The 21,500-nt window shown below is 60.0% G+C and carries 20 protein-coding genes and 1 pseudogene; 4 read left to right on the forward strand and 17 right to left on the reverse strand.

Going from position 1 to position 21,500, the window contains the following annotated elements:
• Positions 1–6: 6 nt before the first annotated feature.
• The 6 genes from HX899_RS14835 to HX899_RS14860 form a co-directional block, all read right to left on the reverse strand.
• Positions 7–735, reverse strand: coding sequence for an amino acid ABC transporter ATP-binding protein (locus HX899_RS14835; RefSeq protein WP_003543594.1), 729 nt, complete (start codon positions 733–735; stop codon positions 7–9).
• Entirely contained in the window at positions 732–3,665 is a 2,934-nt protein-coding gene (locus HX899_RS14840) for an FAD-dependent oxidoreductase (protein WP_407073896.1), read from the reverse strand. The genes HX899_RS14835 and HX899_RS14840 overlap by 4 nt, the downstream gene beginning before the upstream one ends.
• Before the next feature lie 11 nt (positions 3,666–3,676).
• Positions 3,677–4,567 carry a 4-hydroxy-tetrahydrodipicolinate synthase gene (dapA, locus tag HX899_RS14845; protein ID WP_181292740.1) on the reverse strand — a complete coding sequence of 297 codons (891 nt, stop codon included), beginning with the start codon at positions 4,565–4,567 and terminating at the stop codon, positions 3,677–3,679.
• Between the two features lie 15 nt (positions 4,568–4,582).
• Entirely contained in the window at positions 4,583–5,275 is a 693-nt protein-coding gene (locus tag HX899_RS14850) for an amino acid ABC transporter permease (protein WP_138331804.1), read from the reverse strand.
• A 77-nt stretch (positions 5,276–5,352) separates the two neighbouring features.
• Positions 5,353–6,189: an ABC transporter substrate-binding protein gene (locus HX899_RS14855; protein WP_181292741.1), complete on the reverse strand. Its 837-nt coding sequence runs from the start codon at positions 6,187–6,189 to the stop codon at positions 5,353–5,355.
• A 116-nt stretch (positions 6,190–6,305) separates the two neighbouring features.
• Positions 6,306–6,959 carry a GntR family transcriptional regulator gene (locus tag HX899_RS14860; protein ID WP_173862980.1) on the reverse strand — a complete coding sequence of 218 codons (654 nt, stop codon included), beginning with the start codon at positions 6,957–6,959 and terminating at the stop codon, positions 6,306–6,308.
• Between the two features lie 112 nt (positions 6,960–7,071).
• Here HX899_RS14860 and HX899_RS14865 point away from each other — a divergent pair, with 112 nt between their 5' ends.
• The 3 genes and pseudogenes from HX899_RS14865 to HX899_RS14875 all read left to right on the forward strand — a co-directional run bounded on the left by HX899_RS14865 (position 7,072) and on the right by HX899_RS14875 (position 9,066).
• A complete protein-coding gene (locus HX899_RS14865; protein ID WP_029870938.1) occupies positions 7,072–7,755 on the forward strand; it encodes a GntR family transcriptional regulator in 684 nt (227 codons plus the stop codon).
• Between the two features lie 29 nt (positions 7,756–7,784).
• A pseudogene (locus HX899_RS14870) lies at positions 7,785–8,084 on the forward strand (hypothetical protein); the annotation flags it as partial.
• Positions 8,085–8,208: 124 nt separating this feature from the next.
• On the forward strand, positions 8,209–9,066 hold the full coding sequence (locus HX899_RS14875; protein ID WP_011653844.1) for a LysR substrate-binding domain-containing protein: 858 nt from the start codon (positions 8,209–8,211) through the stop codon (positions 9,064–9,066).
• 92 nt (positions 9,067–9,158) lie between these two features.
• On the opposite strand, the gene HX899_RS14880 is transcribed toward HX899_RS14875, so the two are convergent.
• The 4 genes from HX899_RS14880 to HX899_RS14895 form a co-directional block, all read right to left on the reverse strand.
• Positions 9,159–10,457 (reverse strand): aminotransferase class III-fold pyridoxal phosphate-dependent enzyme, encoded by a 1,299-nt coding sequence (locus HX899_RS14880; protein ID WP_180194841.1) that lies wholly within the window; start codon positions 10,455–10,457, stop codon positions 9,159–9,161.
• The gene (locus tag HX899_RS14885; RefSeq protein WP_138331798.1) at positions 10,430–11,716 is read right to left on the reverse strand and encodes a TRAP transporter large permease; all 1,287 of its coding nucleotides are present in this window, start codon (positions 11,714–11,716) and stop codon (positions 10,430–10,432) included. Before HX899_RS14885 ends, HX899_RS14880 begins: the two co-directional genes overlap by 28 nt.
• Entirely contained in the window at positions 11,713–12,177 is a 465-nt protein-coding gene (locus HX899_RS14890) for a TRAP transporter small permease (protein ID WP_062941283.1), read from the reverse strand. Before HX899_RS14890 ends, HX899_RS14885 begins: the two co-directional genes overlap by 4 nt.
• 93 nt (positions 12,178–12,270) lie before the next feature.
• Entirely contained in the window at positions 12,271–13,269 is a 999-nt protein-coding gene (locus HX899_RS14895; RefSeq protein WP_180194840.1) for a TRAP transporter substrate-binding protein, read from the reverse strand.
• A gap of 221 nt (positions 13,270–13,490) precedes the next feature.
• Between HX899_RS14895 and HX899_RS14900 the strand changes: the two genes are divergently transcribed.
• Positions 13,491–13,748 carry a CrpP-related protein gene (locus HX899_RS14900; RefSeq protein ID WP_181292742.1) on the forward strand — a complete coding sequence of 86 codons (258 nt, stop codon included), beginning with the start codon at positions 13,491–13,493 and terminating at the stop codon, positions 13,746–13,748.
• 85 nt (positions 13,749–13,833) lie between these two features.
• On the opposite strand, the gene HX899_RS14905 is transcribed toward HX899_RS14900, so the two are convergent.
• The 7 genes from HX899_RS14905 to HX899_RS14935 all read right to left on the reverse strand — a co-directional run bounded on the left by HX899_RS14905 (position 13,834) and on the right by HX899_RS14935 (position 21,500).
• A complete protein-coding gene (locus HX899_RS14905) occupies positions 13,834–15,636 on the reverse strand; it encodes an adenine deaminase (protein WP_181292743.1) in 1,803 nt (600 codons plus the stop codon).
• Between the two features lie 108 nt (positions 15,637–15,744).
• The gene (locus HX899_RS14910; RefSeq protein ID WP_181292744.1) at positions 15,745–16,935 is read right to left on the reverse strand and encodes an amino acid aminotransferase; all 1,191 of its coding nucleotides are present in this window, start codon (positions 16,933–16,935) and stop codon (positions 15,745–15,747) included.
• Between the two features lie 84 nt (positions 16,936–17,019).
• Entirely contained in the window at positions 17,020–18,633 is a 1,614-nt protein-coding gene (hutH, locus tag HX899_RS14915) for a histidine ammonia-lyase (protein ID WP_138331793.1), read from the reverse strand.
• Complete coding sequence (locus tag HX899_RS14920; RefSeq protein ID WP_181292745.1) at positions 18,630–18,812, reverse strand: hypothetical protein; 183 nt, start codon at positions 18,810–18,812, stop codon at positions 18,630–18,632. The genes hutH and HX899_RS14920 overlap by 4 nt, the downstream gene beginning before the upstream one ends.
• Positions 18,809–19,405 carry a TIGR02444 family protein gene (locus HX899_RS14925; RefSeq protein WP_181292746.1) on the reverse strand — a complete coding sequence of 199 codons (597 nt, stop codon included), beginning with the start codon at positions 19,403–19,405 and terminating at the stop codon, positions 18,809–18,811. Before HX899_RS14925 ends, HX899_RS14920 begins: the two co-directional genes overlap by 4 nt.
• A complete protein-coding gene (locus tag HX899_RS14930) occupies positions 19,405–20,472 on the reverse strand; it encodes an ABC transporter ATP-binding protein (RefSeq protein WP_180194833.1) in 1,068 nt (355 codons plus the stop codon). The genes HX899_RS14925 and HX899_RS14930 overlap by 1 nt, the downstream gene beginning before the upstream one ends.
• On the reverse strand, positions 20,469–21,500 hold the full coding sequence (locus HX899_RS14935) for an ABC transporter ATP-binding protein (protein WP_181292747.1): 1,032 nt from the start codon (positions 21,498–21,500) through the stop codon (positions 20,469–20,471). The genes HX899_RS14930 and HX899_RS14935 overlap by 4 nt, the downstream gene beginning before the upstream one ends.

The following is a 21,500-nucleotide window of genomic DNA, read 5'->3' on the forward strand; positions in this document are numbered from 1 at the left end:
TGACCTTCAGTGTTGCAGGATTTTGCCAAGGAAAGCTTCGGTTCGCGGATTGTGTTTTCCCGCGAAAAACTCCTCGCTCGGACGATCCTCGACGATCTCGCCCTGATCGATGAAAATGACGCGAGTCGCCACCCGGCGGGCAAATCCCATCTCATGGGTGACGACCATCATCGTCATGCCGTCCTTTGCCAGTCCGGTCATGACGTCGAGCACTTCGGAAATCATCTCTGGATCAAGCGCGGATGTCGGCTCGTCGAAGAGCATGGCGAGCGGATCCATCGCGAGCGCCCGGGCGATGGCCACGCGCTGCTGCTGCCCGCCGGAGAGTTGGCTTGGATATTTTTTCGCGTGGTCCGTCAGCCCGACGCGATCAAGAAGCGCCATGGCCTTCGCGTGGGCTGCCGTTTCGCTGCGGCCAATGACAATCTTCTGCGCCAGCATGATATTGCCGATGATCGTCAGATGCGGAAACAATTCGAAATTCTGGAAGACCATCCCTACTCGTGTGCGAAGGTTCGGCAGGTCGGTCTTCGGGTCGCCGACTTCGATACCATGCACTCGGATCGAACCTTCCTGAAACTGCTCGAGCCCGTTGACGCATTTGATCAATGTCGATTTGCCCGATCCCGAGGGACCGCAGACGACCACGACCTCACCGCGCTCGACGTTCACCGAGCAGTTCTTAAGGACAGCGAACTGACCGTAATATTTGGTAACGCCAGTGATCTCAATCATGCCCGGCCTTTCTGGAAACGCGAGATGGAAAAGGGTTGCAAGGCTCTATCGGTCTCGCGACCGAGAACGAGCCGAGACGTTAACTGGCCGACGATCGGGCCGAGCGTGTAGCCGTTTGAAGTGACGGCGTTGAAGAACCCAGGCATTGACGGATGTTCGCCGAGGATTGGCGCACCGTCGATATTGATGTTCATCGCCGCCCAGCTTCGGATGACGTGAAGTTTGCGCAGAGCGGGAACGACATGCTGGGCAACCCAAAGGTTCCCCTCAAGGCTCGACAGTAGCGGGCGCGGATGTTGATGGACGGGATCGAGGCCTGCGGTCCAGCCGCCGCCGATGATGAAGTTTCCGTTTGCCGCCTGCTTCAGGGTCAAATGTCGGTCGGCATGGGCGACGAGACACGAGATCAAAGGTGCTGCGGCTTCGGTAACCACCATCTGCAGCGGAGCACCGAATACCGGCACGTCGACACCGAGCATCGCGCCGATCCTTGAGGCGAAGGCTCCGGCTGCATTGACGATCCGTTTTGCCCGCACTATGCCCCTCGATGTCTTGACCTCGAACCCGTCGTCCGAGGTCGTTATTCCGGTGACCTCGCAATTTTCGAAGACTTGAGCGCCGTCTCGCCGCGCCGCCTCCAATATATATTGCGTAGCGACGAGAGGATTGATCTTCCCCTCCTGGGAGCAGTAGGCAGCGCCGACGAAGTGAGAAGACAGAGCAGGCTCCAGGGAGCGCAGTTCCTCTTGCCCGATCAAGCGGCAATCAATCCCGGCCCTGCACTCCACGCCGACCTTTTCCGCCAGAAAACGCATGTGATCATCGGTTTCCGCCACCATGAGACCGCCAGTGACCTTCATCTCGAAATCCTGTCCGAGCTCGCTTTGTAGCGCCGCCCAAAGAGCGATTGAATCGCGCTGGAGGGGAAGTGTTTGTGCGGCCGCTCCGCCGCCACCTTCGGCACGGGCACCGTGGTCGAAGGAAAGCAATTGGGCATGAAGGCTGCCTGCATTCCCTCCTGATGCCAACGAGTTCGCAAAAGCGCGCTCCACCACCACAACGTCCTCGCCTTCTCTGGCAAGGAAGAGCGCCGTCGAAAGGCCTGCAATACCGGCGCCGATTACCAGCGTGGACGTTTCCACCACCGACAAAGCTTGAGGGCTCGCCACTGGCGGCTTTTCCGGCAAAAGTGCGCGCTTGTGGCCGCCCCATTCCGGCTTTTCGACCGCAAGCGCCGCCAGCGGAATAGGTCGAAGTGGCATTTGCGGAGCCAGAAAACCGCTTGTTTCGCCAGTGAGGTGCCGTTCTTTCGCGACGTCGGCGATTGCTTTGCCGCAGTAGCGGCTCTGACACCGCCCCATGCCTGCACGCGACAGGCGCTTTAATGTCGAAACGTCCTGCGCACTATCTGCGCTGAGCGTCCTCAAGACACCGTGAGTCACCCCTTCGCAACGGCAGATCAATGCATCATCTGGCGGAATTGCCGTCTTTGTCTTTGCATCGTCCTTCGGCGCAAAGACCTGCCAAAGCGCCCCCTGAAACCGTCTATGGCGGGCGAGCCTTTTCGCTGTGCTTTCGTCGGATTGGACAAGGAGGCCCAATTTTCGCGCAATCGCGGCGGCGGCGATCTGCCCTTCCGCCATCGCAACATGCGCGCCGCCGAAACGCGCCGCTTCACCGACAATATGCACGTTTGCAAGCGTTGTCTGACCGTCGAGACCTCGCACTGCCCGCAGATCGCCGTCGATGACCTCATGGTTGCAGCCGAGTAGCCGGGACAGCTCATTGGAGGATGTGAAATTACCGCCGATAAGGACGGTGTCAGCATCGAGATTGGTCTCACCGCCTGGTCCGGCGAACGTGACGCTCTCCACACGCTCCGAGCCGTTGATCGAGGTGAGCACGCTATTCCAGCCTATCTTGACGCCCGCGGACCTAAGCGTCGATATCTGGCGCAATCCGTGGCGGGCGAGGGCGGGATCCGTTGTCAGGAGGCCGAGGGCTGCCCGCGGCCGAGACCAGGGTGGCGGGGCTGCTTCCAGCAAGGCGACTATGGAGGCTCCTGCCTTTCGAAGTTCGTTTGCGACCTGCATATTCAAAGGACCGTTTCCGGCGACAATGATCCTTCGGCCGGGAACGGTGCCATAGCTCCTCAGCAACGTCTGGGCGGCCCCTGTTGTCATCGCACCAGGAAGTGTCCAACCCCTCAACGGCGTTGGGCGTTCGTAGGCCCCCGTCGCGATGATGAGTATTTTCGGCTTGCAGTAAAACGCATGGCCGGACCCATAGCAGGCGATAATAAGCGAACCGTCGTCGTCACGTGCGGCACCCCACACCACTGTAGCACTTAGAAATGTCACGCCATGGTCGCGCACGTCCCCTATAAGCGCTGCGCCGGATAAAGCCTGCTCGTCGCCACTCAATCGCTCGGCGGCGCTCCGTGTCGAGGGTTGTTTGAAATACTGCCCGCCGGCGGACGGCCGTTCATCAATGACAGTCACCTTGGCGCCGGCCGCAGCAAGGACCTGCGCTGCGGCAAGCCCTGCAGGCCCCGCTCCGACGATGAGAACGTCCATCGTCCTTGTCGTCAAGGACTGCGGCACACCGCAGAGATCGGCAATCTGACCAGCGGCAAGATCTGGCCGCGCAGCAGGGCGCAGGACCTGCATGTCATTGTCGACAGTGGTCATGCAGGCCCGCTGGCTGACTTTTCCGTCGATCGTCACGAGGCAATCGTGACAGACACCCATTCCACAGAAGAGGCCACGGCCGTCGCCTTTGATGCCTCGGGAAAATTCATGCCGCCCCGTCGCCTCGATGGCGGCGGCAACAGACATGCCCTTTTCGGCAAATATCTGCAGACCGTCGACCGAGAGCCTGACCCGCGCATCGTCGGGCCTCAAACTCTGGTTTATGGAAGCGACGGGCATCATGGAATTCCTCAGACGCTGAACGTCAGATCGAAATCGGCCACCAGCCTCTTCATGGCGGCGTTCTGCTCGGGTGGCAACGGTAGGCGCGGCGGACGCGGCAGGCCTGCTCCAAATCCCATGTGGGTCAGCAGTGACTTCGTTCCTGCCACATAGGCCTGGCCCCCGACCGCCTGAATGACAGGCAGCCATTTGAGGTAAAGCTCTCTTGCCTCATCGAATTTTTTCTCATTTGCGACAAGTTCGAAGATCCGCGCCATCGGTCCTGGCGCAACATTTGAAGCCACTGCCACCCACCCCTGCGCACCCATAACGAAAGACTCGAACCCGAGTATGCCCCCGAACACAGTCATATCGTCGCCGGCCAGCCGGATGATATCGCGCACGCGCGTCACTTCGAGGGTGGACTCCTTGATATAGTCGCAGCCGTCGATTTCGGCGATGCGCTTGACCAACTCCGGCGTCAGATCGACGTTTGCGGTCGCGGGATTGTTGTAGACCATAATCGGGATAGCCACGGCAGACGCAATGCTCTTGTAGTGATGAACGAGTTCGTCATCCGTTGGGGTGGAATAGAACGGCGGAATAATCATGACACCGTCAGCTCCCATTGCCTCGGCCTTGACGCTAAGGCGAATGGACTCCCGCGTATCTTCCGCTCCTGTGCCGATCAGAACAGGCACCCGTCCCGCGACAGTTTCGATGACGGTCCTCGCCACACTATCGCGCTCTTCCTCGCTGAGCGACAGAAACTCACCCGTCGATCCAAGAGGGATCAGGCCATGGATACCTTCCTTGACCTGCCAGTCGGTAAAGGCAGCCAGCCCCTTCAGATCGACCGCGCCGCTGGGATCCAACGGAGTAATCATCACGGTGTAGACACCGCGGAATGTCTTCTGCATTTGAAAATCCTGGTTCTAGCGCTTCTCGTTAATGGAAAGCCGAGATCCGGCTTGACCGAGACGCTTTTCGATATGGCTCTGGAAGAAGTCCCAGAGTGTTGTGAGGAGGAGGTAATAAATCGCCGCGACCGCAAACAGTTCGAGCACCATGAACCGCTCCTGGATGAGAACCTGGGTGCGGCGAAGGAGTTCTTCGACCGAGATGACGGAGGTGACAGAGGTCGTTTTCAAGAGACCGTTCACCGAATTGCCGAGAGGCGGAACGATAACTTTGAAGGCTTGCGGCATCACGATGTAGCGCATGATGTGACGCTCCGTCATGCCGAGCGCGCGCGCTGCCCTGGTCTGGCCTTCCGGCACGGCTTCGATACCGGCGCGAATGATCTCCGCGAGATAGGCCGCCTCGTTGAGAGCCAACCCGAGCAACGCCGCCTCTATGACGGTGAACTTGATGCCGAACAGTGGAAGCGCCGTGTAGATCGCAATCAACTGTACAAGAAGCGGCGTGCCGCGAAAAAGCCAGATATACGCCTTGGCAATGTAGTATGGCACCCGCCGCGACGATCGCCGCATCAATGCAAGAGCAAAGCCCAGAATTAGCCCCGCAATCAACGAGACGACGGTGAGCCAAACGGTCGTGAACACCCCGCCAAGTATAAAGGGGTTGAACAGATAACCGAAAAAGCCAGACCAGTTCCAAAGCGACATGAAGACGACTTTCTGCAAGAGGTTTGGCGCGACGTGGTCGCGCCCCGCCTCATCTCTAAACGATCTTTGAAATCAGTTCAGCGACCGGGACCTTTGACCGAATAGTCACCCGCGACCATCGGCAGACCGTATTTGTCAAAGAGCGCCTTCAGAGATCCATCCGCCTTCATGTCCTTCAACGTCGCAGACACGGCGTCAGCCAAAGCCGGGCTTTTGAATGCGACAGAAACCGGAGCGGGGTAGAGGCCGCTAATTGCCCGTTTGAAGTCCCCGCGAGAATCGTACTCCTTGGCAACCGCGTCGATCGACACGACACCCTGGACCTGGCCTGCCCGCAGAGCCTGGAAGGCCAAGGCGAAATTATCGAACGTCTGGATGGTCAAGCCTTCTTTGCCCGCGTCACGCAGTTCCTTGTCGAGAAGGCGTGTCTTTGTTTCCTCGAAACCACCGATTTCGACACCGATCGTCATGCCGGCCAGATCATCTTTTGTGGCGACGTTTTTCTTCGAATCCGGCGCCACGGAGACGCTGATGGCCTGATCTTCATAGGGGATCATCTGCATGATCTTGGCGCGTTCTTCGGTGAAGAAAATGCCCGTGTTGATCATGTCCCAGCGGCCAGCCTGCAGACCGGGAACCATCGCGGAGAATTCGATTCGGACATATTCGGGCTCAAGGCAAAGGCGCTTGGCGATCTCTTTGCCGAGGTCGATGCGCATGCCCTTCAGATCGCCCGTGGAGTCGATGAACTGGAGCGGCGGAAGCGTTGGATTGGTCGACATGACGAGCGTGCCGGGCTTGATCAACTCGCCTGCCGCGACTTTGGGTTCGCAGGATTGAGCGAAGGCAAAAGACGCTGTGACCGACAGGAAGGACGCGGCAAGAACGCTGCGAGAGAAGTGAGAACGGAGCATGGAGAGCCTCTGGAGTTCGGTTCTTTATCGTTGGATCCCGACCCTGCATTCAAGTGGGATCCCACTTTTATACAAAAGTTCGCCGTAGATGCAAGTGCGTTCTCAACTCATCGGATTCAGTAGTTCGCAAGGACGCCCTGACGGACGACTTCGAGATGATCGGTCATGGCTCGGCGAGCCGCCTCGGCATCGCTGGAGGCCAAGGCAAGCAGGATCGCTCGATGTTCCCGCACGCCCGGCTTCGCGCGCACGACAGGCAGCTGTCGCTCGAAGATCGTTGTGTAGCGTCGCATCTCCCCGATAGTGGTTGCCATAAAGGGGTTGCGGCTTTCGCTTGCGATATAGTTGTGAAGCGCATCGTCAAACGCCCAGACCACCTCAGGGTCAGGTTCGGGGTCGGCCTCGATCTCGTCCAGCATCCTTGTCAAAGAGTCCAGTTCAAGTCGCGAAACGTGGGAACTGGCGAGCGCGGCTGCAGTTGGTTCGAGCAGCATCCTCATGGTGAGGCTGTCAAGGTAGTCCTTGAGACTGATGACCCTGACCGAGAGAACGCCTTTTTCGTTTCTGACAAGTAGTCCCTCTCCTTCGAGACGTCCCAGCGCGTGGCGCATGGGAGAACGCGAAACGGCATGTTTCGTCGCCAAGCGGCGTTGCTGGACGACCGATCCCCCCGCGAGCCTGGCTGATAGAATATCGGCCAGCAGGGAACGGTAGGTTTCGTCAGCAAGGCTGGAGTCGCCAACTTCATTCAGACCATCGTCCATCTGCACTCGTTCCAGTCCTTTTCCAAATCGGCTATCATATGTAACAAGTGATCGCGTAAGGAAAGCACGATGCCGCGTCGAGCGGCCAACGCCCTAAAGAACAAGGAAATGGCAAACGGTGACAGACGCTTTGGCGGCCCCGGGTCGGAAAATCGCGGAGAAAGGGCAGCACAATCTTGCATCGCTGACCTACAAGGCCGTGTCCGACATGATCCGGCATCGCCGGCTGAAAGGCGGGCATGTCATCGTTGAGGCAAGGCTTGCCGAGACACTCGGGATTTCGAGGACGCCGCTGCGCGAAGCGCTGCAGAGGCTAGAGGGCGAAGGTCTGGTTCGCAAGGGCGATGGCCGAAACTACGTCGTGCGACAGGTGGATGTCGGCGAGTATCTTCAAAGCTTGAAACTGAGATTGTTGATCGAACCTGAAGCAGCGGTATTGTCGATCAACGCCATTCCGCGACGTCTTTTGATGAGCGTCCGGCAGGAAATTCACGACCTTTTGGGCGCGACGGCGTATCACACAGACGCGCATTGGTTCTCGGATGACAATCTCCATAACATGATCATCGATCATTGCGGTAACGCGGTCATGGCAAAGGTACTGCGGGAGCTTCGGGCGACCACGCGTCTCTTCGAAATCGACCGCCTGAAAGATCGCTTGAAGCCGGACTCCACGGAACACCTCGTTATTATCGAGGCGATCGACCGGGGCGATGTCGAGGAAACTCGCCGAGCTGTCGCCCAACACATCGAAAGCCTAATCGCATTTACGCGAATGCATCTACAAGTCGCTGACCTTTAGTATTGCAGTTGCATTTTGTGTGTCACGGCAAGACGGGTTGGATGCGGGGCGGCGGCGGGCGACACCGGCCTGTGGTGGCAGCAGGCTATTCTGGGGCGTGGTCATTGGGACGCGGCTGGTTTGTGCGACATCGTGTGTGTCCATGCCCTTGAGACATTGGCTGATCTTGCGGTCCTGGTGATCGACGGTGAGACGGACAAGCGAATGATCCGGTGAATCATTCGCCCGTCGAACGGTTTCTCAAGCAAGGCAAGGCATGCTGTGGGGCCGGCCGGCAATATGCAGGTTCGGCGGGCAAGATCACCAATTGCCAGGTGTTCGCATCATGGCCAGCGCTTTACTCACTTGAGGAAAGGGAGAATGATATCTGCAATCCGGCGGTCTTTTGGTGAAGCTCGCTTAGTCGGAACGATCAGATCGCCGCACGTCCCATAGCGAGTTCCAAGGTTCAAAATGCAGCACTTCGACACAGATGCGCTCGCGACCTTCGTGGCAGTGGCCGACGCCGGTGGCTTTACTGCAGCAGGGACGAGGATCGGCAAGTCACAAGCGGCCGTCAGTCTCATCATTGCCCGTTTTGAAGAACAGATCGGGCGGAAGCTATTTGACCGGACAAGACGCGGCGTGCACCTGACTGAAACAGGCGAGATCCTGATTGGCTATGCCCGCCGTATCATTGCGATCGAGGACGAGGCGCTGGCAGCGCTCGATCCAGGTGCCATGCGCGGCTATGTCCGTCTTGGAATGCCGGACGACTATATCGAGCTGTTTGGCAAGCCTTTGATTGAAGAGTTTTCGCGCGCCAATCCCCGTATCCAAGTCGAGATCCAGTGCGATTTCTCTCGCTCCCTCGAGGCGATGGTCGAACACGGCACTATCAATCTCGCTATCATCACTCGCGCCCCGGATTCAATCGTCGGCGAGTTGCTGCGTCGCGAGCCGCTGGTCTGGTGCGGACCTCCGGATGGGCAGATTGAGCGACAGCGGCCTCTCCCTCTTGCCCTGTTTCCGGAGAAGGATTGTCGAGCACGGCCCCATATCGTCCACGCTCTCACCCAGGCCGGCATTGGATGGCGAGCGGCATGGACATCCTCACATCTGCCGTCGATTCAGGCGGCGCTGGATGCGGGTGCCGCGGTTACAGCTTTGCCGGCCTCGGTTGTCGCTTCGCGACACCGCCGTCTGACCGCGGAAGACGACGGCCTGCCGTCGCTGAAACCGCTTGAGATCGCCCTTCTCGTTCCACATGGCGCGCGCGCCGCTGTTCGCACGGTCGCCAGCTTCGTCCGCTCGCATTTTCAGCAGCTTTGACACTATCTACTGTCGCCGTGATCAGGGTCGCGATCCGGCGAACGGCCAGTTGCAAGGCATATGGGTTTCAAGGTCCCAAAACAGCAAATTGGCTAAGCCGCCATGTCTCTTGCCGCGTCTTCAAAAATACCGATCATGTCGTCGATAACGCCATCGGTGTGGGCATCGGAAAGATAGAGACGACCGAAGGCAAACGGCATGATCAACAGCCCGCGGCGGCGTAGCGCCTCATGAAGTTTGAGGGTCATGACGGCATTTGCCCTGCTCAGTGTCTCTGTGTAGTTCGAGGGCGGGCTATCGGCAAACCAGATTGTAAATACAGAGCCTTCCCCCGAGGTCGTAACCGCCCTACCATAACTGGCAAAAGCTGAATTTATGCCATGCCTTAACCGCTCGCCGCGCGCCAGCAAGGCGGCGTAATTGAGGTCTCTCAGAACCTGAAACGTTGCGGTGACGGCGGCTGTGGCCACAGGATTGCCGCTGTAAGTCCCGGCGCGGTTGACTGTACCCTCTTCTGCAAGCGCCATGAGGTCGGGTCGACCGACGACTGCGGCCACTGCGACGCCACTGCCGATGGCTTTGCCCACGGTGGCCAGATCTGCTTCCACCTCCATGCTATGCCCCGTCAGCCCGAATCGCGTGCGAAATCCCATCAGCACTTCGTCGAGAATGACAAGCGCGCCATGGCGCCGCGCCGTCGCTTCCACATGAGCAAGATAGCCGGGCGCTGCCGGGATGCATCCCGCATTGGCCAGCATCGGTTCCAGGATGACGGCAGCGATGCCACTGTTTTCCGCGAACAGTTGATCGACGTCATCGAAGTCGTTGAAGCGCAGCAGCGTGGTTCGCTCGTGCACCGGCCTTGCGTTTGTGAGCATTGCCGCATCGGCGGATCCCGCCTGGCCTAGCGTGACGTCGTCATACCAGCCATCATAGCCCGCAGCCATTTTTGCGATATAGGAGCGGCCCGTGGCAGCGCGAGCGAGTCGGCAAGCGAGATGAACAGCCTCACTGCCGGTATTGGTAAAGATCGCCCGCGACAAATGCTGCGTCGCCGCGGTCAGCACGCTGGCAGCTTCCTCCTCTCCATCATGGGCAAAGGCCGGCATCGGCCCATTGCGCAGGGCGGCAGTGACTGCCTTGACAACCAGCGGATTCGCATGGCCGATCACCGTCGCCCCAAATCCGAGCGCCGTATCGATATACTGGCGCTGTCTGTCGTCCCAGATATAGGCACCTTGGGACCGTCGGGCGACAAAGGGTTTGCCGTCCATGGGTGGCAAGGCCCGCCCGGCGCTGGAGATTCCCCCAACCAGATGTGTCGTCATCGTATTTGTCCATTCGTTGCGGCCACGGACGGTTGCTAGAACCCGAAGTAGCGCGGCAGCCATTCCGTCGTCTCCGGAATGAAGGCGACGAGCAGGAGGCAGATGTTGCTGGTAATGAAGAAGGGGATAAGCCTGCGCGTAACCGCGTTCACCCCGACCTTGGCGACGTTGCAGACGACGAAGATGTTGGTGCCCACCGGTGGGGTGAACAATCCGATACCCAGCGCCATGGTGAAGATCAGACCAAGCTGATAGGGCTGTAATCCGGCTTCGATGCCGATCGGATGTAATATCGGTGCGAGGATAATCAGCGAAGGCCCAAGGTCCGCCCAGGTCCCGACGAAGGTCAAAAGCGCCAGAATCAGTAGGATCGTGATGGTCGGGCCGGCTCCCCAGGCATGGAGGAGCCCGGCGGTCCATTGGGGAATCTGCTCGACGGTCAATATCCAGGAAAATGGAACCGAGACAGCCATGATGATCATGATGGCGCCGGTCATGCGCACCGTCTCCACTCCGATCTTCCAAAGACCGACCAAGGTGATTTCGCGGTAGAGAACGCCTCCAACCAGAAGAGCCCAGACCACTGCGACGAATGCAGCTTCCGTCGTTGTCGCAAGCCCACTCAGCATGGAACTGAGAACCGCAATAGGCATCATTAACGCAGGAAGTGCCCGCAAAAGGTGCTTGCTGAAGCTTGTTACGGTCGGACGGGTCTCCGACTTTGGAAAGTTCTCCTTCACCCCGACCCACCAGGCCGTGAGCATGAATGTGACCGCCAACATAAGACCCGGAATGATGCCTGCTGCAAATAGCCCACCGATTGATGTATCCGTTATGACCCCGTACATGATCATCACAACGCTCGGCGGCAGGATGATGCCGAGCGTCCCGGCTGCGGCCGTAACTGCTGCAGCGAAGTCTCTTGGATAGCCCCGTTCGGCCATCGCCGGGATCATGATGGCGCCGACAGCACCCGTGTCGGCCGTGGCCGATCCGGTAATTCCGCCATAGATCATGCAGGTCGCGACATTGACGACACCCAATCCTCCTCGCACCCATCCGACCATGTCATTGGCAAGGTCGATGATCCGGCGTGTCAGGCCACCCTCGTTCATGATGCCGCCGGCGACGAGAAACAGCGGGATGGACGCCAATGAAATGGAATCGGCTCCCATATAGACCTGTTGCGCAAACCAGGAGGGTGGGAGCGGAACCAGACCGAAATAAATGACGACAAGAGTGGAAAACGCGATCGACCATGCGACCGGCACACCAGTGTAGAGCGTGATGGCGAAGACGCCGAAGAGAACCAGAAGCGTCATTGGCCACGCTCCCGGAATGCTGAAACGATGCGCGCAATCGCAATGACAGCCAGAGTGGCGCCCATGAAGACGATGATGCTCTGAACGGTCCAACTCGGCGCGCGCATGACGGGAGTGGGAACAAATCCCGTGCGCGCAAGCATGGCCTTGCCGCTCCACAGAAAGGCGGCGGCAACGGTGAGCAGGATGAGATTGTGATAGATGCGAAACCAGCGGTTCCGACCACTGGTGGACGTGTTGCCGTCGATGGAAACATTTTCGCCGGCGACCTCCGACAGAACAGCACCGATCGCGGTCGTCCACAAAAACAGGATGCCGACCATTTCAAATGACCAAGTGATTCCGGAGAGACCGAGATAGCGGCCCACGGCGCCAAGCCCGGTAGAAAGGATTAGGGCGACGACAACGAGGACACCAACGATCGTCATCACGAAGACCGCTGAAGAAGCCAGGCGTTTCATGGGGCTTTCCATCAAAGGAGGAAGTGGTGCACGAGCAACGAATGCGGCAAGGACACGTCGGAGGACCGATCGCATCCTCGCCGTAGGCATTGCCTATTTTCCGGCTGCTGCCGAGCGCACGGACGACACCAGATCGTCCCCCCATTCCGCCCCGAATTTCGCGTAAACAGGATCAACCATCGCACGGAAGGGTGTCGTGTCCACCGTCGTTACGGTGACGCCCTTCGACTTGAGGTCCTCGATGACCTGGGCATAGACCTCGTCAAGTTTTCCGCGGTACCACATCGTCGTCTCTTCGACTGCCTTGGTCACCGCAGCCTGGTTTTCCGGGCTCAGAGCGTCGAAGCGCTCCTTGTTCATGAACCAGTAATTCGGCGTCCAGATATAGTTCGAGACCGATAGGAACTTCGCGCTCTCATACCATTTCTGATCCGCGAAATCGCGTATTTCCGGCTCCACGCCGTCGACCACATGCGATTGCAGCGAGGTATAGACCTCCCCGAATGGAATCGATTGCGGCAGGGCGCCCAGCTGTTCGATGGTTGCAAGAATGACGGGGTTGGGCGGTGTCCGCAGCTTCAGACCCTTGATATCCTCCGGTGTGGCGATTGATTTGCTGACGGTTGCAAATTGACGGAAACCGGAATCAAGCGCTCCCAGCATCTTGAAGCCGTTGTCGGCACCCGTGTCGAAGACCTTCTTCCCGACTGGTCCGTCGAGAAAGGTGTGCGCCGCGTTTGCATCGGAAAACAAGAACGGCAAGGTGACGACGTTGAGCTTCGGATCGATCGCATCGGCAACGCCGCCTAGGCCGATATCGATGGAGCCGGAGCCGACACCATCGGCGATCGGTCCCTCATCGCCCAACTGACCATCTGGAAAAATCTGGACGGTGAGGCCGCCCTTGGTTTCGCCGGCGAGCTTGTCGGCGAACATGACGACAGCCTCCTGAATGAGGCTCTTCGAGCTTGACGCGTGGGCGAGCCGAAGAGTTTCGGCATTCGCTTGGCCGGTGCAAAGCAACAGGATGCCGGCGATGGTGGACATGGAAAGCCGACCGGCGTGAGCCCGCATGATATTGAATTCTAACATGTTACCCTCTTTGTCATTGTTATGACTAAGAGTATGTGCGGCCTTTCTCAGGGGTACAATCGGTAAAGCAACGTCTTCGATCAGGAAACGTTATGTTGCTATATCAGATCGTTATGCTGCGCAGCTTGTCACGCAACTGTCCCAAATTAACCCATTAATTAGCATTCACTTGCATGCGCGGACCACGATGCTACCGTCGCCGACATCGTGGGGGCGCGCGTATGACAATTGAAGAGCTGATCGATCTGCAGGAAGCAGGCTCAAGGGCGCGGGTGCTCGGCCTGAAGGCCCACGAAAACCCATACCTCGCCGCCCATAGGATGCCTACTGGTGATACCGGCGCCCTCGGAGATTGGCTTGCGCGCCACGACGCGTGGAAGTTCGGTTGGGAAGCGGAGGACGCTAGCCGCGAAGGTAGGATTGTTATGCACTTCAAGGAGCTGATCTCGATTGCCAAACGAGGTGCGCTCGATGCCTAACGTTATTGATGGTGGTTCGCTCGCGACGCGTTCGGTTTTCTTGCCCCGTCACGGCGAACCTCTTTCACCATCGGATTGCCAGCGTTCAGGCCTTTTCGAAGAGCGGTGAGATCACCATTTCCGGCACCAGCACCAGGCCCTTGTCGGTTATCCGGATTTCCGGGATGACCGACAGCGGGATAAGGTTGAAGCCCATATAGGCGATGGTGCAGCCTGCCTTTTCCCATTCGAGCTTCAGGGCCTTTACCTCGTCCGCGACCTGGTGCACGCGCTTGTCGGACAAAAGCCCGGCGACCGGCAGCGGCACCATGGCCGTCACCTTGCCGTCCATGACGACACAGACGCCACCCTGCTTTTCTTCGATCGCGTCGAGCGCCACCTGCATGTCCGCGGCATTGGTGCCGGCGACGATGATGTTGTGGCTGTCGTGGCCGACCGAGGATGCGACCGCGCCTTGTCTAAGCCCGAAGCCGTTGAGCAGTCCGTGGGCGACATTGCCGGCAGACTTGCCGTGACGTTCCACCACCGTCACGAAGCAGAGGTCGTGCTTGTCGAAATGGGCCTGCCAGTCATTGGCCGGTTCCAGCGTGACGGTGACATGGCCGAGGGTAATGCCGGGCAGCTCCGTCTTGATCGTATGAGCGACGACCGTCTCCGTCGGCAGGTCCGGTGTCAGCTTGAGATTTTTTGGCAGCTTGACCGTGTGGTAGGCGGCATCCGGATAGCGGTACGGTTTCGACAGGGCTTCGTCGAGGATCGGCGTGATCTTCTTGCCGTCGACGACGAGCTCGCCACCATACCAGGTGCTAACAGGCGTAAGGTCGTCGCTGAGAAGCACCAGGTCGGCGCGGCGGCCGCCGCCTAGACCGCCGATTTCGCCTTCCATGCCGAACCGCGTCGCGCCGTGCAGCGAACCCATCGCCCAGGCCTGTTCCGGCCTCATGCCGTATTTCACGGCTTCGCGCGTTACCCAGTCCAGGCCGAAGGCAAGCAGATCTTCGGCATCACGGTCGTCGGTGCAGACGGCGACGCGCTTGTGGGAGGCGCCGAGCTCGGTGATCGTCTTGATCGCCTGCGGCAGCGAATGCCAGGGAGTCGTCGGCGGACCGCCGCGCAGGAAGAGCCACACGCCGGCTTCCAGCAAGTCGTCGGCAATGTCGCGGTCGATGGCTTCATGCGTGTCGGTAACGCCGGATGCGGCATAGGCGGCAACGAACTCTCGTCCGTAGACATGGCCCGACACCGGCCTGCCGCGCCCGAGTGCTGCAGCCAGGATCGCATGGCTGCGCTCGTCACCCATCGCAACGGGGACGAAATCCATCTTCTCGCCGAGAGCCACGGCTTCCGGCCACTTGTCGAACAGGGCGGCGATCTTATCCGGCGTCAGGTCGCCGCCGGCTGTTTCCAGATCCGGCGTCGTCGCCGGCACGGTGCTCGGCACCGTCAGGAAGATCGACAGCGGCGCCTGCCGTGCGTCCTCAAGCATGGCCTCGACGCCGGCGACGTCCATGACATTGCCTATCTCGTGGCTGTCGCAGAAGATCGTCGTCGTGCCGTTGAGGAGCGCCGCTTCGGCATAGGCGCAGGCCGTCACCATCGAGGATTCGATATGGATATGCGGATCGACCAGGCCCGGGGCGATGATGCCGCCCCTGGCGTCGTAGAGCTTGGCGCTCCCGCCTCTGTAGCTGCCGGCCGGCTTAACGGCTGCGATGCGGCCCCCCGAAATCCAGACTTCGCGTCCGTCGAGAAAGCGCTCCGAATAGGTGGACAAGACGCGTGCGCCCTGGATGACCAGGTCGGGTTCGCGACGAGCGGAGGCGACATCGGCAAGACGGCGGGTCATGGTCGAGAGCGGCTGAACGGAGAAGCGGGTAAGCGTGCTCATGAAAACCTCATTTCCAGGGCTCGGGGGAGGACTGGCGAGATTGTAAGGAACGCCGTCGGCGGAAGGAAGCACGAATAGTTCTTGTCTCTGGCCTCAAACAGATGCCAATCAGCGTTTCCCACGAACTGCCAGAACGGCTTCCGCAAAGGTGTCGATCTGGCTGGCCTGCAGCCCGGCGACATTGATGCGTCCGTCCTCGACGATGTAGATGGCGTGGCGCTCGCGCAGCATCACGGCTTCTCCGGGTGTCAGACCGATCAGCGAAAACATGCCTTTGTTCCTGGCGAGGAAATCGTAGTCGCTGCCATTGGTGAAACGCCGGAACGAGGCAGCAAGCCCCTGGCGCAGCGACAGAATGTTGGAGCGCATATCGTCCAGTTCGGCGCGCCAGTCGGCCGCGAGTGCAGGGTCTTCCAGGACGGCGCGAACGATAGCCGAGCCATGATCCGGCGGCATCGAATAGACGACACGGGCTCGCACCGTGAGTTGCGCCTTGGTTGCATCCGCCCGATCCGCGTTGGCGGCGAGAATGAATGCAGCACCTGTCCGCTCGCGATAGATTCCGAAATTCTTCGAGCATGACGAGGAGACGAGCATTTCCGGAACCATGCCGGCGAGCAGCCGCACGACGAAGGCGTCGTCCTCGAGACCGTCGCCAAACCCCTGATAAGCGATATCGACCAGCGGAACGAGCCCGCGTACGGCGATGATCTCCGCCAGCGCCTGCCATTGCGAACGGCTCGGGTCGGCGCCCGTCGGATTGTGGCAGCAGCCGTGCAGCAACACGATGTCGCCCCGCTCCGACCGTGAGAAATGATCGAGCAGGGCGTCGAAATCCACCTCGCCTGTTCGGCTATCCAGGTACGGGTAAGTGACGACCCGAAGCCCGTTGTCTTCAAGGATCGACACATGGTTCACCCAGGTCGGATCGGACACATGGACCACTGTACCCGGGCGCGCCAGGGAGATCAGGCCGGCGAGCACCGTCAAGGCGCCTGCACCGCCCGGCGTCTGGATGCCGCGAATTCGCTCCCACGTCGCGGCCTCGCCGAAGACAAGCCTGCCGATGAGATCGCAAAAAACAGGATCTCCGGCCGGGCCGACATAGGCTTTGGTCGTTTGCGCGGTATGGATTCGTTTTTCTGCCTCCCTCACCGCCCGCGGGATCGGCGTCGTACCGGAGGCGTCCCGGTAGACTCCGACGCCGAGATCGATCTTGTTCGAACGACTGTCCTGCCGGAAAATCGGCATCAACGACAGGATCTTGTCGGCTGGCGGCATTATCAGATCATCGAACATGGTTCTCTCCGGTCAGGGAATTGCAGGCGGCGATGAAATGCCGGCGCCTCATGATGCGGCCGCAGCCCAAATCAGCCGGCCCGCCTATTTCAGCGCGCCGATCTTGTTCTCGATGGCCTCGAGAAATGCGCCGGACCGCACGATCTCGAGAGCCGGTGTGGTCTGCTTGGGCATGTAGCTGTCCTCCTGCTGGAACGGGATCGCGTCGCGAAGCGCGTCATAGAGCGCCTGGCTGCCGGCTCCGAGCTTGTAGCCGCCGAGCGCCTCTTCGGTCAGGAAGATGGCGCGGGCCGCAAGCAGGCATTCGACACCAAGGATCTTCGGCATGTTGTCGACCACCTGACGCGTCTTGCGGCATGCCCATGTCGCCATCGAAACATGGTCTTCCTGGCTGCTCTTGGTCGGGATGGTATCGGCAACGGCGGGGAAAGCCAGCGTCTTGTTTTCCGATGCGACGGACGCCGCAGCCGTCGAGATGATGCCATAGCCGTAATTCAGGCCAATCGGCTTGCCGGCAAGGTTCGGCGGCAGGCCGTAGTTCAACGTCGTGTCGCAGAGCGAGAACAGGCGTCGCTCGGAAATATTGCCGATTTCCACCAAAGCGATCGTCAGGATGTCCATGGCAAAAGCGATGGGTTCGCAATGAAAATTGCCGCCGGACAGGAATTCCAGCGCGCCGAGTTCGTTCCAGAAGACGAGCGGATTATCGGTCGCGGCGTTGAGCTCGCGCGTGATCAACTCCTTGGCGTGCTCCAACTGGTCGCGGCAGCTTCCATGCACCTGCGGCAGGCAACGGAAGGAATACTGATCCTGGATCCGGGCGGTGTGTTTCGGATGTAGGATATCGTCCTCGAGGCGTACCGCACGTGCTGCCTCGGTCGTGCGACGGCTGCCCTCGATAATGCGACGAATATTTTCCGCAGTCGCGATCTGCCCGGGCTGCTTGCGCACGAGATGAATGCGGGGATCGAATGCCGCCTGCTCGCCGCGGATCGCCTCCAGACTGAGCGCGCCGGCCGCATCGGCGGTCTTCATCAGCATCTCGGCGTCGTGGAGGTTGAGAACCGCCATGGCCGCGCAGAGGCTGTTGCCATTGATGAGGGCAAGGCAGTCCTTCGCCTTGAGATCGAAAGCAATCGGGGAGATGCCGGCCTTTTCCAGAGCCTGCGGCGCTGGCATGCGTTCGCCCTGGTAATAGGCTTCCGCCTCCTCATAGCCGATCAGCACCGAAACCATGTGGGCGAGCGGCGCCAGATCGCCAGACGCGCCGACCGATCCCTGGATCGGCACCACAGGGTGAACGCCGCGGTTCAGCATCTCAACGAGACGATCGACCACCTCGATCCGCAGGCCGGAAACCCCGAGGCAGAAGGCGTTGATGCGGACGGCCATCATGGCGCGGACGATTTCTTCCGACGCCGGCTCTCCGATGCCGGAGCAATGAGAGAGCACGATATTGCGCTGGAAGCGGTCATTATCGGCCTGGTTGATGGCATAATCCTTGAGCTTGCCGACGCCGGTGTTGAAACCGTAGGTTGGCGGCGCGTTTTCGGTCAGCCAGTTTTCCTCGATATAGTTTCTCACCTTGATGATTTCGGCGCGCGCCGCATCGGCGAGCGCTACCTTGGCACCCTGGCGCGCGATGCGAACGGTATCTTTGATCGTCAGGCTGTCACCGTCTAGAATTATGGCGTTCATCTCGATGTCCTTGAAGCTCGATAAGTGTGAGAAAGTAACTGCCGAAATCGAACACGCGCGCCGGGAGCGCAGCCTGTCTCGATCGCAGCGGCAATGCCATCAGTGACGGCGACGTAGTTTTCCGCGACACCTTCTTTTCTGACGATGGTTGCTGTCATGACGGCGTCGAAATCGCTCATGATGTCTTCAGATCCTCAGTGCGCATGATGGGGAAGCCGTGGCAGATGGCTTTGGCGGCGGCTCGAAGCCGCCCGACCAGCGTCTCTGCTTCGGGTTCCGGCATGGAAATCGTTTCGAGATAACGGGCCGCCAGCCCGCCCGGCCCTTCGAGCGGGAGAAAGTCGTCGGCCAGACGCCGGACCTGCAACCGTTCCGCCTCCAGCTCCGCTGCCTTGATCTTTTCGTAAAATTCAATCTCTGCCACCTTCCTGCGGCCTTGACGCAGGGTTAGCCGAAGATGCCGCAACGGCAGGACGAAAAGCGAGCGCCATTCGCCGGCACGTTCCAGAAGCTGCTGCATCTCGCCGTCATCCGCGCCGTGTCCGTCACTATCCGCAAGAGCGAAGAACAGCAGGGACGGCACGTCCACCGCATGACTGTTCTGGGCTTCGAGGCACCAGGACGCGATGCCGGGCTCGCCGTAGAGCCGGACCATGACATCGAACACATTGGCACAGAAAGCAGCGCGCCTCGCAGCTCCGGTATCCTGTTCCGAGCACGCGTTGCCGCTTGCCAGCCCTTTTTCTTCGAATGCATCAGGGGCTTTTTCCATCACGCTTGTTCCGCCGTCTTCATTCCGGGCGCCGGCTCGTCGTGAGGGAAATGACAGGCCGCGAATTGGCCGTAGGGCATCGCCGCAAGCTTCGGTTCCTGCGCTGCACAGACCGCCTGAGCGCGTGGGCAACGCAGGCGGAACCGGCAACCTGATGGCGGCGCGCTCCGCGACAAGGCCTGCGTCGGCGTTGCGCTAGGCACGATTTTCCGGCTGGCATCGGGAACCGGGACTGCTTCCAGCAGCATGCGGGTATAGGGATGCGCCGGACGCTGATAGATGGCATCGCCGGTTCCGATCTCGACGATCCTGCCCATGTAGAGGACGGCGACCCTGTCGCTGACATTGCGCACGACGGCGAGATCGTGGGAAATGAAGATCAGCGCCAGGTTACGCTTCTGGCGGATATCCTGCAGAAGATTGATCACATGCGCCTGCACCGACACATCAAGAGATGCAACCGGCTCGTCGCAGACGATCAGCTCCGGCCCAACGGCGAGCGCCCGCGCGATCGCAATGCGTTGGCACTGGCCGCCGGAAAACTGATGCGGCCTGCGGCCCTCCACCATCGTCCGGCTCATGCCGACATCGTTGAGCGCACGATCGACCCTTTCCAGTCTTTCCGCTTTGCGGATGCCCTGGATCTCGAGGCCTTCTCCGACGATATCCTGCACCTTGCGGCGCGGATTGAAGGAAGAAATCGGGTCCTGGAAGATCATCTGCAGCTTGCTGCGGATGGCGCGAAGATCGGAAGCAGACAGGTCGGCAAGATTCAGGCCGTCATATTCGACGTGGCCGTCGATACGCGTGTCCGCCTTCGGCAGAAGCTTCAGGAGGGCACGGCCGATGGTCGTCTTGCCGCTGCCCGACTCTCCGACGAGACCGAGCGTTTCCCCAGGAGCCACGTCGAAGGAGACGCCGTCGACCGCAACAAAGATCTTGCCGCCGCGCCGGTATCTGACCGAGAGATCGCGTACCTTCAAAAGCGCGTCGTCGCGCAGGAAAGCAGCGAAGGCATGCGTTGCGGCACTTGTATCGACGGCCTGGCCGGAAGCCTCGTCATTCATGACAATGCCCTCCTTTCGACCGCAGTGTCGGCTGCATCGCCGGTTTGAACAGGCACATAGCAGGCGAAGCGGTGCTTGCCGTCCGCACTGGTCGTCATCGGCGGCATCGAGACATGGCAGCGGGCCTCGGCGGCGGGACAGCGCGGTGCGAACGGGCATCCCGGCGCGGGGTTGGCAAGATCGGGCGGACGGCCCGGGATCGTGCGCAGTTTCGTATGAGCCGGCTGGTCCATGCGCGGCATCGCCGAAAGCAGAGCCTCGGTATAGCGATGGCGCGGATGGGAAAAGACGGTGTCCGTCGGACCGTATTCCACGACATGCCCGCCATAGAGCACGAGGATGTCGTCGGTGCGGCCTGCGACGACGCCCAGATTGTGCGTCACCAGGATCATCGACATCTGCCGCTGCTGCTGGATAACCTGCAGCAGATCGAGAATTTCCTTCTGAACCGTCACATCCAGCGCGGTCGTCGCCTCGTCGGCGATCAGCAGATCCGGCTGGCAGGCAAGTGCCGTGGCGATCATGATCCTCTGCTTCATGCCGCCCGAAAACTGATGCGGATAATGCCCGTAACATTCCGCGGCATCGGGAATGCCGACGCTTGCCAGCAGTTCGATCGCAAGTGCCTTAGCCTGCGCTTTTCCAAGCCGCAGATGGAAGCGGCTCGCCTCTTCGATCTGCCGCCCCACCCGCACGAAGGGGTTGAGGGATGTCATCGGGTTCTGGAAAACCATCCCGAACTTGCGGCCGAGAAAGGCGCGGCGTTTCGTCTCGTTAAGCGTCGAAAGATCGGTCCCGTCGGCGAGGATGCGACCGCTGGTTTTCATGCCCTCCGGCGCAATGCTCATGATCGTCTTGACCAGCATGGATTTGCCCGCGCCGGATTCTCCGACGATGCCGAGCGTCGTGCGCGGCGGGATGCTGAAGCTCACGTCATGCAGCACTCGGATCGGCCCGAACGGCGACCTGAAATGACAGGAGAGCTCGTGACAATCGAGGACCGGGGTGGTGTTTGCCGCCTCATTCAT

Source organism: Rhizobium sp. WYCCWR 11146 (assembly GCF_013591995.1).
Taxonomy (GTDB): domain Bacteria; phylum Pseudomonadota; class Alphaproteobacteria; order Rhizobiales; family Rhizobiaceae; genus Rhizobium; species Rhizobium indicum.

Bases quoted from the DNA above. Each gene is read 5' to 3' on its own strand.
- HX899_RS14895 (WP_180194840.1), bottom strand. From the start codon at position 13,269: ATGTTAGAATTCAATATCATGCGGGCTCACGCCGGTCGGCTTTCCATG.
- HX899_RS14840 (WP_407073896.1), bottom strand. From the start codon at position 3,665: ATGCCCGTCGCTTCCATAAACCAGAGTTTGAGGCCCGACGATGCGCGG.
- HX899_RS14835 (WP_003543594.1), bottom strand. From the start codon at position 735: ATGATTGAGATCACTGGCGTTACCAAATATTACGGTCAGTTCGCTGTC.
- HX899_RS14930 (WP_180194833.1), bottom strand. From the start codon at position 20,472: ATGAATGACGAGGCTTCCGGCCAGGCCGTCGATACAAGTGCCGCAACG.
- HX899_RS14900 (WP_181292742.1), top strand. From the start codon at position 13,491: ATGACAATTGAAGAGCTGATCGATCTGCAGGAAGCAGGCTCAAGGGCG.
- HX899_RS14875 (WP_011653844.1), top strand. From the start codon at position 8,209: ATGCAGCACTTCGACACAGATGCGCTCGCGACCTTCGTGGCAGTGGCC.
- HX899_RS14850 (WP_138331804.1), bottom strand. From the start codon at position 5,275: ATGTCGCTTTGGAACTGGTCTGGCTTTTTCGGTTATCTGTTCAACCCC.
- HX899_RS14885 (WP_138331798.1), bottom strand. From the start codon at position 11,716: ATGACGCTTCTGGTTCTCTTCGGCGTCTTCGCCATCACGCTCTACACT.
- HX899_RS14905 (WP_181292743.1), bottom strand. From the start codon at position 15,636: ATGAGCACGCTTACCCGCTTCTCCGTTCAGCCGCTCTCGACCATGACC.
- HX899_RS14880 (WP_180194841.1), bottom strand. From the start codon at position 10,457: ATGGCTGCCGCGCTACTTCGGGTTCTAGCAACCGTCCGTGGCCGCAAC.
- HX899_RS14910 (WP_181292744.1), bottom strand. From the start codon at position 16,935: ATGTTCGATGATCTGATAATGCCGCCAGCCGACAAGATCCTGTCGTTG.
- HX899_RS14935 (WP_181292747.1), bottom strand. From the start codon at position 21,500: ATGAATGAGGCGGCAAACACCACCCCGGTCCTCGATTGTCACGAGCTC.
- HX899_RS14890 (WP_062941283.1), bottom strand. From the start codon at position 12,177: ATGAAACGCCTGGCTTCTTCAGCGGTCTTCGTGATGACGATCGTTGGT.
- hutH (WP_138331793.1), bottom strand. From the start codon at position 18,633: ATGAACGCCATAATTCTAGACGGTGACAGCCTGACGATCAAAGATACC.
- dapA (WP_181292740.1), bottom strand. From the start codon at position 4,567: ATGCAGAAGACATTCCGCGGTGTCTACACCGTGATGATTACTCCGTTG.
- HX899_RS14925 (WP_181292746.1), bottom strand. From the start codon at position 19,405: ATGGAAAAAGCCCCTGATGCATTCGAAGAAAAAGGGCTGGCAAGCGGC.
- HX899_RS14920 (WP_181292745.1), bottom strand. From the start codon at position 18,812: ATGAGCGATTTCGACGCCGTCATGACAGCAACCATCGTCAGAAAAGAA.
- HX899_RS14855 (WP_181292741.1), bottom strand. From the start codon at position 6,189: ATGCTCCGTTCTCACTTCTCTCGCAGCGTTCTTGCCGCGTCCTTCCTG.